This is a genomic window from Thainema salinarum CENA647, from assembly GCF_057732415.1.
This window is the reverse complement of the sequence record NZ_JBYJZJ010000010.1, coordinates 1-12,277: the sequence shown is the minus strand read 5'-3', so window position 1 is coordinate 12,277 and position 12,277 is coordinate 1. Positions and strand designations below refer to the sequence as shown.

Genomic DNA, 12,277 nt, shown 5'->3' with positions numbered 1-12,277 from the left:
CTTCAGGTGAGATTTTTTCTCTTAAGCTTTTCGATCTGACCAGGCTATGTAGAATTTAGTTCCTGGAGTAAAGTGTTGACCACCTTTGCATCTTTAATATTTTCTTGTGCCAAGAATAAAAATTTTGCTTTTTGTAAAGCCTCAACAGCTTCTGGAGTGTGACCCCATGCATCTAAGGCAATACCAAGATGGTAGTAGCCGGAAGCATGATCTGGGTCTAACTCCAACAGTTCCCGGTGAGCCACGATAGTCATCATTAAATTTTGCTGCTCGAAGTAGAGATCTGCGATCGCATCGCGAGCAATCACTGAATCAGGTTGCAAACGAGTAACTTCCCGATAGCGCTGTAATGCAGCCTCTCGATAGCCCTGCTGCCAAAGGACAGCACCAATTTGCAGCCGCAAATCTGCATTGAGAAGATCGACCTGAGCAGCTGCTTCTAACACAGCAAGTCCAGCATCTGTATTTCCTGCTTTGAGATAGGCAATGCCTAAATTCATTTGGATTTGGCTGGTTTGAGGAGCAAGTTCAGCAGCCTGTTCTAAGGCTGTAATAGCGGCGTCAACTTTTCCCTGTTGAAGCAGGAGCAGCCCTAATGACTCAGCCGCTTGCAGGTTCTCTGGATTGGCTTCCAGAATATTGGCATAAACCTCTGATGCCTCCTCAAAGGCTTCCAGTTGAAACAACATCGCCCCCAAACCCATCTGCGCTTCTAAATTATCGGCTTGTAAGCGAAGAATCTGACGATAGGTGTTTGCGGTCGCCTCGTAGTCACTGAGTTGGCTTTGGGCATAGGCTAAGCCGAAGAGAAACGGTAAATTTTTTGGATCTAATTCAAGGGCTGTTTGGAACGCAGCAATGGATTCTTGAAAATTGCCCTGACGGGCCTGCAAGTAGCCGATGGCAGAGAAGATTTTTGGATTTTCGCTATCCAAACTGACGGCGTGCTGATACCGGGATAGCGCTTCTGCCAGACTGCCTGACTCAACTAGCTCTTCTCCAGACTCTAATAAGTCGGTCAGTTCATTTAGTCGAGCCTGATCACTCAGCGATTGCCCAGGGGTGTGGGCTAAAACCGGGGATGCGAAAACCAAAAGGCCCCCCATGACCAAACCGAGCGGACTCAATACCTTATCCATGCGTTTCAATGTTTATCCTTTACTAAATCGAATTTTGGAAATTCATCGGGCCGTCATAACCTGTAAGTTGGGCTAACTCTTCCAGGGATTGAGTTCCCGATAGTCGTTCGCCATTAATTTCCCAGGTGGGATAGCCCGTAATGCCTGCTTCCTGGCATTCAGGGGTTTGGCCCTGCCCGTCGGCTTGGGAGCATTCGACATAGTTGATGATTTGGGCCGCTTCTTTCCCAAAGAGCTGCTTCTGGTCATGACAGTGGGGGCACCACCAGGCTCCGTAAAAGATTGCGCCAGTGTCTGCTAAGTGTTGAGCCAGGGCAATTTCGGCAGGGCCAGACTGGGTCGTGATTTCAATGGTGGGTTGCCCATCAGATCCGGTTGCCGTGGTGGAATTGTTGACGTTAGCGTAAACGCCCAGGGTACTAACGAAAATCACCACGGCGGTGATGAGGCCGATAAACAGCGGTTGTGAGCGATCCGACCAGTCTTGCCCAATTAGGGCCAGCACAAACAGTGCGGTTGATAGGAGCGCTGACCCAATGCAGTACAGACAGGCGGCCTGGATTTCTGCTGTGAGCAGATACATCAGGTAGCCGCTGAAGACCATCATGGCGGTGCCACCAATCAGGAGCAGCGGTTGGGTCCAGGTGGTGATTTTGGTGCGTAGCTCTTTCTGCTCAGATCCTCTTAGGAGGAGAGGCGCGATCGCCAGCACTATCATGCCTACATAAGCCAGGAAGCCGAACAGTGCCAGGGGCTGCCCGAACACCGTGGCGTAGGGGCTGGAGAGGACAATATCACAGCCTTTAGTGGGGCAGGCGGTGGAACTGCCTGTGAGCTTACTGATCGTTAAGTAAGCAGTAACGACAGCCCCGATGGTAGCTAACCCGGCCAGCAGGGGGCGGGTATAGCGGTAAATCCAGGGACTTTCCTTTTTACGACGCGGCATTTCCTAACACCTGATAAACAACATTGAAACAACCCAAAGCGATCAAAATCGCCCCGGTTAATGTATGACCATCGAACCGTCCCAGGGAGTGGCCAGCAGTAGAAAGCTGTTCGGTCTGGCACCAGCCCCAGTTCACCATCAGCACCATGCCCAGCACCGTCACCCCGAGATATACGGCAGAAACCAGGGCAATTTCCAGCCAGCCGAGGCTACCAGCGGATAAATAAAACGCGCCGACCTCCAGGCAGGGGGAGAAAAACATCGCCGTGACCAACGGTAGGATCACGGCCCACTTGCTCCGGTCGGGCTGGCGGGCAACTGGTTCGAGCATGGCATGGTCATGGGTTGTGTCAGCCTGCCCCTGCCCCTGACTGAGATAAAACGCGCCCAGCCCCACTAGCACCAGCGGCGTGAGCAACTGGGTGAGGGCTTCGTAGTGGTCGGACAGGTGATAGCTCAGCAGGCCGACCACGATACCCAGTAGCAGGGTGCTGATCGTGTGTGTTAACCCGGTGATGGCGGTCGTCCACAGGGTCTCCTGGCGAGACCAGGCTTCGGCCTTGCCGATGGCGACCAACGGCACCCAGTGGGTCGGAATGAGGATGTGAATCAGGCTGAAGGCCAACGTGCCCAACAAGATTTGGATGGTAGCAGCCATGTTTTGGGAGATGCTCCTAAATACAGCGAGGAGTGTGAAATCCTGTAACGGGTAGGGCTGAGCCAAAATCAGAGAGCTAGGATCAGAGTATAAATACTCAGTAATAAGGGGGTTCTGATGAAACGGACTTCTTTGATTAGTACCGCTCTGGCAACCGGACTGGTACTGCTCACTCCAGCGATCTCGTGGAGTCACGACAACTCAACTGTTTTGAACTCTCCAGAAATCGCCAGTAACATACTGCTCTGGCATCACGGCGGCACCCATCACGGTGGATATGGTGGGTGTTGGTAGCTAACGCTCATCCATCTATCGTGGATTGCGGATAATCCGCCCAGCATTCAGGATGGCGAGCAGCGCTACGCCTACATCGGCAAACACCGCTTCCCAGAGGGTGGCAACCCCAATCGCCCCCAGGGCAATGAAGACAGCCTTAATTACCATGGCAAAAATGATGTTCTGCCAGACCACGCGCAGCGTTTTGTGGGCAATCTGAATGGCTTCGGCCACTTTCGACGGAGCATCGGTCATGATCACCACATCGGCGGTTTCAATCGCCGCATCAGACCCCAGGCCGCCCATGGCCATCCCTACATCAGCGCGGGCAATAACCGGGGCATCGTTAATGCCATCGCCGACAAAGGCGACCTTGCCCCGATTCGCACGATTGAGGAATTCCTCTAGTGCATCGACTTTGTCCTCTGGCAGCAGTTCAGCCCGATACTGGTCTAAACCCAGTTTGCGGGCAATACTATCCGCTACCGATTGGCTATCCCCAGTCAGCATCGCCGTCTGAATTCCCTGAGCATGGAGAGCGCAAATCGCCTCAGCTGCATCTTCCTTCAGCTCATCGGCAATCAGGATGCGTCCACTATAGGTGCCATCCACGGCAACGTGGGCAACCGTGCCGTCTACGCTGCAGACATCGTGGGGGATATTCTCTCGGTGCAGTAGGCGATCGTTCCCGGCCAGCACGGTACGGCCATTTACCTGAGCCCGAATGCCGTGGCCCGAAATTTCTTCATAGTCCTCCACCCCAGAGGTATCGATAGACTGACCGTAAGCTTGGCGAATGGATTGAGCCACCGGATGGTTAGACTGCGATTCGACCTGGGCGGCCAACTCCAGCAGTTGAGGCTGGCTCAAACCGTTGTGGGTGACGACATTCGTCACGCGGAAATTGCCCTGGGTGAGGGTACCCGTTTTGTCGAAGACTACCGTTTTCACCTGGGTCAGGGCATCCAGAAACGTCGATCCTTTCACCAGAATGCCGCGCTTAGCTGCCCCCCCGACGCCGCCAAAGTAGCCTAGGGGAATGCTAATCACCAGCCCGCAGGGGCAGGAAATGACCAGCAGCACCAGCGCTCGGTAGTTGCCATACGGCCTGGGTCGCCCCTGGCAACAGCAGCGGCGGCAGAATGGCCACCGCCAGGGACAGAAACACCACCACCGGGGTGTAGTAGCGGGCAAAGCGGGTAATAAATTTTTCGGTGTCGGCTTTTTTGCTGCTGGCGTTTTCCACCAGTTCCAGAATGCGGGAAATGGATGACTCGGCGAAGGGTTTCGTGACCTGCACTGTGAGGGCACCCGACTGGTTGATCATGCCCGCCAGCACGGTGTCTCCAGTATTCACCGTGCGGGGCACCGATTCCCCCGTCAGGGCGGAGGTATCCACCAGGGACTTGCCCTCCAGAATGTCACCATCCAGGGGCACCTTTTCGCCGGGGCGCACCAGAATTAAATCGCCGACGCTGACAGATTCTGGCGATACTTCCCGCACGTCTCCATCCACCTTCAGGTTGGCGGTATCGGGGCGCACCTCCAGCAGGGCCTTGATGGAGCGGCGCGATCGCCCCACAGAATAGCCCTGAAACAGTTCCCCCACCTGGAAGAACAGCATCACCGCCACCGCTTCGGGAATTTCGTGGATGGCGATCGCCCCCAATGTCGCGATGGTCATCAAAAAATTCTCATCAAAGATGCGCCCTCGCACAATGTTGCGTCCGGCGGTGGTGAGCACCCCCCAGCCGCTGATCAGATAAGCCGGTATTAGGACAGCATACTCAGCGATGGCGAAGGGAGTATTGTGCAGCGGTTCGTTAAAAATGAATCCGATCAGAAACAGCACCGCCGCAATGACAATCGGCGTTAGCTCCTTCCGCAGGTCAAAATTGTCGCGATCGTGGGTGTGCCCGTGGTCGTGACCGCAGCACCCACCCTGAGTTTCTACTGGCGGAGTCGTCACTGTCGGACGGGGGGATAATTCGTTGCCGCAGCAGCACCCAGTGGATTTGTGGGCATGAGCGCCGTGGGAGTGGGAGTCTGCCATTTGAAGTCCCCTGCAATACTGACTGAACATCTGAAATACTATTCAGATGATACATGATAGTGATTGGTCTGCCACAAGTGGGACAATGGCAACTCAGTTGGGCTGGACCTGGTAGTGAAAGCGATGTGTAAAAACCCAGCTAGTGAGAGCGAGGTATGAAACCCAGCAAACAGATTAATCAGCTTTATCGGATTGTGGCTCAATTGTCTGGCGCTGCGGCTCTAATTCGGGTGCTGGGCTTTCTGGTGGTTTTGGCGTTGTTCTGGCTGCCGATTGCGCTGCCGCTATACGTATGGTTGGGCACCACGACATCGCTAAGTGTGGTGCCGCTGATTTTGTTGTACGGTCTTTTTGTTGCATGGCTCCAGGTGTGGGGTAAACAAGTTCACCGGATTCCCAATCCTCTGCAAGCCCACGGACTGGTTAAATCTGTTCAAAATGGACGAGAACTATGCGCGGGGACCACGCTGGGGCTAGTGAGTTTAGGCTTACTCTTTTGGCTGGAAGGCTGGCTGGGCTGGCTGGAGTGGCAGACATTTCCCCCAAACGTCTGGCGTATCTTGCATGAAGGATTGCTGGTGGGGTTAGGGGTTGGTCTGGCTGAGGAACTTGTGTTTCGAGGCTGGTTATGGGATGAGTTGCGCTATGACTGGGGTTGTTCAAGGGCGCTGTGGGCTAGCAGTGTTGTCTACGCTGCGCTCCATTTCATCAAGCCCTGGCAGGCTATTGTAAACGAGCTGCCGAGTTTTCCAGGACTTTTGTTGTTAGGGTTGACCCTAGGATGGGCACGCCAGCGCACCCGGGGTCGCCTGGGGATGGCTATTGGTTTGCATGGGGGGTTGGTGTGGGGCTACTACCTGGTGGGGGTGGGAGACTTAGCCCGCTACACCCAGGTAGTACCCGACTGGGTTACGGGAATTAATCAAAACCCCCTGGCTGGCGTTGCAGGTGTAGTCTTTTTGTGTGCCATTGCGACTGTGTTGCAGTGGGGAGACAGCAACAGGCCCTCCAAGTGCTAGCTTGAACCTAGAGCCCTGCCCTCAGATCTTCCCGCGAACTGTTGCCCTATGCATCCCCATGAATCGACCATTCAAGAACAGTACAACCAGCTAGCACAAATCTATGACTGGCGCTGGGGTCGGTACATTGCCAACACCCTGGCCTTCTTCAAAGCTTGGGCCGACATTCCGCCCACTGCTGCGGTACTGGATGTCGCTTGTGGCACAGGGGAACTGGAGCGATTGCTACTCAACGACAATCCGGCTCAGGTTATTGTTGGCGTTGATCTTTCAGAGCAAATGCTGTCGAAGGCTCGACAAAAACTGTCCGGCTATAAGAACGTGAGCTTTCACCAGGCGACCGCCTCGCAGCTACCATTCCCCGACCAGTCTTTTGAGGTAGTGGTATCGGCCAATGCCTTTCACTACTTTCCTCAACCGGGGGTGGCTCTCCAGGAAATGAAGCGGGTGCTAAAACCGGGGGGCACTGTGGTGATACTGGACTGGAGTAAGGATTTTCTGCTGTGCCGGGTGTGCGACTGGGTACTTAAACGCCTGGACCCGGCCTATCAGCAGTGCTACACCGAGGCGGAGCTGCGTGGGCTGTTCCAGGCTGCGGGGTTTTGCATCGACCGTACCCAGCGAGTCCGGTTTGATGTGGTGTGGGGGGTAATGGCAGTATCGGCGGTGGGCTGACTCTCACTCATCCAGGTGCGCGGCCACTTCTCGATAGAGAGACATGATGTGGTCGTCTGCCAAGCCGTAGTAGACGTTGCGGCCCTGGCGACGATAGGTGACCAGACGCTGCGATCGCAGCACCCGCAACTGATGGGATACGGCTGACTCCCCCATTTTCACCGCCGCCGCCAGATCGCAGACGCACAGTTCCTGCTGGGCCAGGGCCGAGAGCAGCTTCAGGCGGTGGGGGTCAGCCAGGGCACTGAAAAACTCCGCCATGCGCTGAGCTCTGTCCGTCTCCAGCACCAGAGACTGCACCAGCCGCACATTCTCCAAATGCACCAGGGACTCTTCACACGCCGGAGCATCGGTATTGTGCATCGGCGGTTCTTTAGCGGGACGGGACTTAGCCATGAATCATTTGCTCTCAGCATTCCTCCTATAATACTGAGAATCATTACCACCTGAAAGCTTGTTCAGATGGTGTTAGGTTTAGGGGCGATCGCTTCCAGTATCTTGCAGTACGTGCAACAAGAGCTTTAGGTCAAAGTGTCTCCAGCTAGCCTAACCCGCCTGAAACCAGCAAAAAAAGGGCAAACCCCACCAGAAAACTAATCGCTGACCATTGGGTGTCTTCGTTCGACTCGTGGGCTTCCTCCAACATATCCTCCACTGCCGCCAGGGTATAGAGCCCCGCCACAAAGACTAATGCGGCCATCTGGAGAGACTCGGCCTGTCCCCGCAGGCCGAAATAGGCAATCAGAGCGGTACCCACCACCGGAATGACAAAAGAGGCCGAGATCAGCAGCCTTCTGGCTCGACCCACTCCCTTGTTGCGAAAATTGGCATTGACTGCAAAGCCTTCGGGAATGTCGGCTAGCACCTGCCCCAGGGCCAGCACCAGGGCCAAACTACTCGACACCGCAGAGCCGCTGCCAATCAACAGGCCATCTCCCACCAGGTCGGTGGCGACAGCCACATAAACCATCCAGGCCCCGGCCCCAGCCCCCTCCGGTTGCTTCTGCTGCCATCGCTCAATCCGGCCTTTGACCATCAAATAGGCGAGTCCGCCCAGCAAAAACGCCAGTGCCAGTAACCAGGTGGATGTGTCCTGCAATGCCTCGGGCATTACCTCCACGGCTATCACTGCGATGACAATCCCGGCAGCAGCGTGGAGGGCATAGTTCAAGGTTCTTTTGGATGGGCGTAGCCATTCTGCCAGCACGCCTCCCCCAAAGTTGCCGATCGCTGGTAGGAGTGCCAAGCCAATAACTTGGATGAGTTGGCTATTCATGACTGCCTAATTCTCAGAAAAGATCTGCGGGTTGCAAGCCGCTGAGGTCAACTTTGGGTTCCCGCCAGAAAGGTTAATCTTCACCGACATCCCACCAGGAGACATCCATCACCCGGAAGATTGCTCCTCAGACCGCTTTCGCTGATTCATTTCAGTTCATGCTGTTGAAGCAGCAGCGCTCCTGGCTATGTGCTCGAAGGTTTACGGTGAAGTCTGAGGCCAGAGCCGTAAGAGTCCCTGGGACACCAGAACCAAAATCGGTAGCTTTAGCAGGGGGCCAATCATCAGAGTCAGGGCGGTCGTTGATTGGGAGCTAAAACTTCACGAGTAGGGCGGTGCTGTACATGACCAGGAGTCCAGTGGTGAAACCGATTAAGCTTAACCCTGACCATCCCAAAAGAGCTGACTGGCGCAATTGTCGTTGCAGGTAGCTGCCCACTTCGACAATAACTTGCAGAATGGAGCCCGCACCAATTCCGAGAAACAGGGCGGCCCAATGGGGCGAAAACGCAAAGGCTCCGATCCAAAGACCCACTACAGCGGGTAGTCCTGCCAGGGCCGCCAGCATGACGAAAGTTGGCCAGCGTAATTTTTGCTTCAGTAGGGGTACGATAATCCCCAAGCCTTCCGTCAGGTTGTGGAGCGTGAAGCCAATCACTAGAAACGAGCCCAATGCCAGCTCGCCCAGGGCAAAGGCAGTACCAATGGCTAACCCCTCCCCCAGATTGTGCAAACCAATGCCCAGCGCCATGTAGGTAGATAGGGCGGTACCTTCAGGAGCCTTGCCCTGGCGACGACCCACAGCCAGTAAGGTCAAAAATGCAACCGTTGCAGACAACCAGACTAGCGCTTGACCTTGAAATGCGATCGCAGCTCTCGCGGCCAGTTCCAGCCCCTCTTGCAAAGTATCGACTAGGAGAAATGCTAGCATTCCCAGCGTCAGGGTCAGCACGAATGCCAGTCCCCGCTGCCCCAACACTCGCAAATAGGGATAGCACAACATGCCCAACCCGACAGGTATCAGCCCCACATAAAGCCCCAGCCAACCGTAGCTCAGCAGGGTTGCTAGGGAGAATTCAGGGGTGGGCAGGGCCACGTCAACCGTGTGAGCAAATGTGATGCCTGTGTTTGTAAGCAACGTAAGGTGATGGGCTTCTCCCTCGACCCAGGGGTAGGGAATTTGGACGGTTGCCGTTGCCAGTCGTGGAATCGTACCGGAGGGATGCTGGGTGAAAGCCCAGTACGCGCCATCGACTTGCACTTGAGCTAGGTTTATGGGCTCTGATCCTTCAGCCCGCACCTGGAGTGTAATGCCGTCCTGGTTGAGAACGGTACGCTCAACGGTGAGGGATTCCAGCGGCGGAGCATTGACATTGAGCAAGCGCGCTGGATTGACCGTTAGCAGCAGGGCCAGCAGTCCGCCTAGCAGCACTGGGGGTAAAACCCAGCGCCAGGGGAACGTCTTTGAGAAGATTTTCATGCCACCACCTCAAACGCACTCATCCAACCAAGTTCGGCGAATTCAGCCTGATGGGCATGAAACATATAGATGCCGGGAGCAAAGTCTGCAAAGGAGCACTCGATGATTCCCCGTTGCCCCTGGCACAGCATCACCGTATCGACCATGCGCAAAGTTGGAGTCAAGGTAGTGCCGTGGTCGTAGTAGTCGAAAAAGTTAGCGTGCAGATGAAAGGAGTTGATTGGGTCGAACTCAGTGACGTTAATTAAATAAATGCGAATGGGGCGATCGCGCTGCACCTGAATGGGCTGCTTCATATAGGCATGGGGAATGGTGTTGACCGCATAGACTTCGTTTTCCTCATCAAAATTGGTATCGAAGCCGTTCATCACCATCAGGAACTCTTGCCAGCGCTGGTTTTCTGGCGTACCCAAAACCCGCGATCGCGCCATTTCTACCTGCTCTGGATGCCGCGACGGGTCTGGATCGACAATGAATGCGCCATATAAACCCTTATGCAGGTGGCGCTTAAACGGCACGGAATGACAGTGATAGAGGTGACAGCCAAAGGGCTTCGCGTCAAATTCATAGGTTACCGTTTGCCCCGGTGCCGCCTCTAAAATGCCAGGAATACCATCCTGCTTAGCGCCGTGGATGCCATGAAAATGCAGGGTGTGCAGATGCGAGCCCCGATTGGTAAAGCGAATCCGAATGCGATCGCCCTCGGTCGCGCGAATCGTCGGCCCTGGTACCTGGCCGTTATAAGTCCAGGCGGGATACATGACCCCAGGAGCCACCTCGATCTCTCGCTCAATGGCTGTAATAGTGTATTCCCGTAGCCGTTGCCCTGTCGGCAACTGCGACACCTCACCACCATCCCATTGGGTTAGTAATGTATGGGGATTAAAGCCATTCTGGTGGTAATCGACCTCGCCTAAAGTGGTCATTCCCTGGTGCATCGCAGCCGAAATGGTGGACGCACTCGTTTGGGCTAAATCGGTCTGGCTAAATCGCTGCCCCAACCAGGTGCCGACACCTAAAAGTCCTGCCCCAAGTAGCGATCGCCGCTGTCCATGCCAATTCATTGCTTTTCATAATTATTTCATAATCTCCAGCTTACTAGATTGTATCTTTGTTTCATAATCCTTTCATAATTAGCGGTAGCCTGTATATTTTGCCTTTTTGCTTTTAATGAGGTGGCTGAAATTTGGTTTTGCCTACACGCAGACCGAGGAGATTGCCTAAAGGAGGAAAATAACCACCACCACCGGATAAGTAACCAACAAAATACTGCCCGTAATGCGATTCAATTCCCTTTGTGGCAAGGCTAGACCAATGACCAGGAGCAGAGCAGCCATCATGAGCAGCAAGGGGAGATGCAAATGAGCCGCGTCCAGCACCTGCAGCGGACGAATCACCGCCGCCATCCCCAGGGTCATGGTGACGTTGTAGGCAAACGAGCCCACTACACCGGCGACCACGGCTTCAGAAATGCCTCGTCGTGCCGATGACCAGGCCAGCACCACCAGTTCAAAGGCCGTTGCAAACCCCACCAGGGTCAGTCCCAGCTTGGTCTGGGTTGCCTCGACACTACTGATCTGGCGCACCGCTTCTACCAATAGCGTCGCCCCAATCGCCATTGCTACGAGTCCAGCTAGCACCAGCAGCAAGTCCTGACTGACTCGACGGGAATCAGCGATTTGACCGTGGGCCAGTTTGGCTTCTGCCTCTTCAATTTCCTCGGTTTCTCCCAGGGTAGGCGGATGCCGTTCAACGATCCAGATCACCGCTACATAGAGAATGTAGAACCCCACCAGTACAGCCCCCTCGAAGCGGCTGACCTGGCCATCCCAGACAAAGGCTGTGGCGATCGCGCCAATGGGAACGCTCAATAAGGCGTAGCGTCTCACCCGCTGACCGAAGGGCAGGGGGGCGAACGTAGTGAACCGGGAAGATGTGTCGCGCCTGATTGTGGTGTCGGCCAACGTCGCCGATCGCGATCTGGGCAGCGTCGTCGGCGACATTCAGGCCCAGATTCGGGAGAATGTGCAACTGCCCAACGGGTACTTCATTCAGTACGGCGGCCAGTTTGAGGCGGAGCAAAACGCGACGAACAACCTGCTGGTGTACAGCATCGTGGCGGCGATCGCGATCGCGGTGTTGATGTTCTTCTCCGTCAAGTCACTGCCTGCGACGGCGGCAATCATGATCAACCTGCCCCTGGCCCTGGTGGGCGGCATTGTCTCCATCTTGCTGACGGGCGGGGTGATGTCGGTGGCCTCCCTCATTGGCTTCATTACCCTGTTTGGGGTTGCCGTCCGCAACGGCCTGCTGCTGGTAGACAACTACAACGCCAAATTCGCTGAGGGGCTGCCCCTGAAGAAAGCGGTGTTCCACGGTTCCCTAGAGCGGGTGAACGCCATTCTAATGACGGCCCTGACCTCCGCGCTGGGAATGCTGCCGCTGGCGATCGCCAGCGGCGCGGGTAACGAAATCCTCCAGCCATTAGCGATCGTGGTGCTGGGGGGCTTGTTCACCTCCACCGCCCTGACGCTGCTGGTGATTCCGGCGCTCTATGCGCGGTTTGGTCGCTGGTTCATGCCGAAACCCAAACGGGGAGAACTGGAAGCGTCATTTTCCAGTGATAGCGCACCGCCATCAACAGTGATTTATAAACCGTAGCCCGCCACAGGATTGAGCGGAAGGCGCGATCGTGTGCTCTTTAGGGAGGATGCGATCGCGCCTTTTCCCATTCTTCTCTACCCCTACTGTGGAG

General features: G+C 55.2%; 13 protein-coding genes. 3 read left to right on the top strand and 10 right to left on the bottom strand.

Going from position 1 to position 12,277, the window contains the following annotated elements; genetic code table 11:
- Nucleotides 1–44 precede the first annotated feature (44 nt).
- The 5 genes from AC286M_RS01425 to AC286M_RS01405 all read right to left on the bottom strand — a co-directional run bounded on the left by AC286M_RS01425 (nucleotide 45) and on the right by AC286M_RS01405 (nucleotide 5,072).
- Nucleotides 45–1,139: a tetratricopeptide repeat protein gene (locus tag AC286M_RS01425; protein WP_488202692.1), complete on the bottom strand. Its 1,095-nt coding sequence runs from the start codon at nucleotides 1,137–1,139 to the stop codon at nucleotides 45–47.
- A gap of 22 nt (nucleotides 1,140–1,161) precedes the next feature.
- Entirely contained in the window at nucleotides 1,162–2,085 is a 924-nt protein-coding gene (locus tag AC286M_RS01420) for a vitamin K epoxide reductase family protein (RefSeq protein ID WP_488202691.1), read from the bottom strand.
- A complete protein-coding gene (locus tag AC286M_RS01415; protein WP_488202690.1) occupies nucleotides 2,072–2,938 on the bottom strand; it encodes a hypothetical protein in 867 nt (288 codons plus the stop codon). The genes AC286M_RS01420 and AC286M_RS01415 overlap by 14 nt, the downstream gene beginning before the upstream one ends.
- Nucleotides 2,939–3,052: 114 nt before the next feature.
- Nucleotides 3,053–4,102 (bottom strand): heavy metal translocating P-type ATPase, encoded by a 1,050-nt coding sequence (locus AC286M_RS01410; RefSeq protein WP_488202689.1) that lies wholly within the window; start codon nucleotides 4,100–4,102, stop codon nucleotides 3,053–3,055.
- Entirely contained in the window at nucleotides 4,062–5,072 is a 1,011-nt protein-coding gene (locus AC286M_RS01405; protein ID WP_488202688.1) for an HAD-IC family P-type ATPase, read from the bottom strand. Before AC286M_RS01405 ends, AC286M_RS01410 begins: the two co-directional genes overlap by 41 nt.
- Nucleotides 5,073–5,227: 155 nt before the next feature.
- On the opposite strand from AC286M_RS01405, the gene AC286M_RS01400 reads away from it, so the two are divergent.
- Both AC286M_RS01400 and AC286M_RS01395 read left to right on the top strand, forming a co-directional pair.
- Nucleotides 5,228–6,091, top strand: coding sequence for a CPBP family glutamic-type intramembrane protease (locus AC286M_RS01400; protein WP_488202687.1), 864 nt, complete (start codon nucleotides 5,228–5,230; stop codon nucleotides 6,089–6,091).
- Between the two features lie 48 nt (nucleotides 6,092–6,139).
- Nucleotides 6,140–6,766 (top strand): class I SAM-dependent methyltransferase, encoded by a 627-nt coding sequence (locus AC286M_RS01395; protein WP_488202686.1) that lies wholly within the window; start codon nucleotides 6,140–6,142, stop codon nucleotides 6,764–6,766.
- A 3-nt stretch (nucleotides 6,767–6,769) separates the two neighbouring features.
- On the opposite strand, the gene AC286M_RS01390 is transcribed toward AC286M_RS01395, so the two are convergent.
- The 5 genes from AC286M_RS01390 to AC286M_RS01370 all read right to left on the bottom strand — a co-directional run bounded on the left by AC286M_RS01390 (nucleotide 6,770) and on the right by AC286M_RS01370 (nucleotide 11,393).
- Nucleotides 6,770–7,162, bottom strand: a complete 393-nt coding sequence (locus tag AC286M_RS01390) for an ArsR/SmtB family transcription factor (RefSeq protein ID WP_488202685.1) — start codon at nucleotides 7,160–7,162, stop codon at nucleotides 6,770–6,772.
- Between the two features lie 145 nt (nucleotides 7,163–7,307).
- Entirely contained in the window at nucleotides 7,308–8,042 is a 735-nt protein-coding gene (locus AC286M_RS01385) for a ZIP family metal transporter (RefSeq protein WP_488202684.1), read from the bottom strand.
- 313 nt (nucleotides 8,043–8,355) lie between these two features.
- Nucleotides 8,356–9,522 (bottom strand): ZIP family metal transporter, encoded by a 1,167-nt coding sequence (locus tag AC286M_RS01380; protein ID WP_488202683.1) that lies wholly within the window; start codon nucleotides 9,520–9,522, stop codon nucleotides 8,356–8,358.
- The gene (locus tag AC286M_RS01375) at nucleotides 9,519–10,586 is read right to left on the bottom strand and encodes a multicopper oxidase domain-containing protein (RefSeq protein WP_488202682.1); all 1,068 of its coding nucleotides are present in this window, start codon (nucleotides 10,584–10,586) and stop codon (nucleotides 9,519–9,521) included. The genes AC286M_RS01380 and AC286M_RS01375 overlap by 4 nt, the downstream gene beginning before the upstream one ends.
- A 156-nt stretch (nucleotides 10,587–10,742) precedes the next feature.
- The gene (locus AC286M_RS01370; RefSeq protein WP_488202681.1) at nucleotides 10,743–11,393 is read right to left on the bottom strand and encodes a calcium:cation antiporter family protein; all 651 of its coding nucleotides are present in this window, start codon (nucleotides 11,391–11,393) and stop codon (nucleotides 10,743–10,745) included.
- A 49-nt stretch (nucleotides 11,394–11,442) separates the two neighbouring features.
- Between AC286M_RS01370 and AC286M_RS01365 the strand changes: the two genes are divergently transcribed.
- On the top strand, nucleotides 11,443–12,183 hold the full coding sequence (locus tag AC286M_RS01365; RefSeq protein ID WP_488202680.1) for an efflux RND transporter permease subunit: 741 nt from the start codon (nucleotides 11,443–11,445) through the stop codon (nucleotides 12,181–12,183).
- Nucleotides 12,184–12,277 lie beyond the last annotated feature (94 nt).

Bases quoted from the DNA above. Each gene is read 5' to 3' on its own strand.
- AC286M_RS01425 (WP_488202692.1), bottom strand. From the start codon at position 1,139: ATGGATAAGGTATTGAGTCCGCTCGGTTTGGTCATGGGGGGCCTTTTG.
- AC286M_RS01420 (WP_488202691.1), bottom strand. From the start codon at position 2,085: ATGCCGCGTCGTAAAAAGGAAAGTCCCTGGATTTACCGCTATACCCGC.
- AC286M_RS01405 (WP_488202688.1), bottom strand. From the start codon at position 5,072: ATGGCAGACTCCCACTCCCACGGCGCTCATGCCCACAAATCCACTGGG.
- AC286M_RS01400 (WP_488202687.1), top strand. From the start codon at position 5,228: ATGAAACCCAGCAAACAGATTAATCAGCTTTATCGGATTGTGGCTCAA.
- AC286M_RS01395 (WP_488202686.1), top strand. From the start codon at position 6,140: ATGCATCCCCATGAATCGACCATTCAAGAACAGTACAACCAGCTAGCA.
- AC286M_RS01390 (WP_488202685.1), bottom strand. From the start codon at position 7,162: ATGGCTAAGTCCCGTCCCGCTAAAGAACCGCCGATGCACAATACCGAT.
- AC286M_RS01385 (WP_488202684.1), bottom strand. From the start codon at position 8,042: ATGAATAGCCAACTCATCCAAGTTATTGGCTTGGCACTCCTACCAGCG.
- AC286M_RS01380 (WP_488202683.1), bottom strand. From the start codon at position 9,522: ATGAAAATCTTCTCAAAGACGTTCCCCTGGCGCTGGGTTTTACCCCCA.
- AC286M_RS01375 (WP_488202682.1), bottom strand. From the start codon at position 10,586: ATGAATTGGCATGGACAGCGGCGATCGCTACTTGGGGCAGGACTTTTA.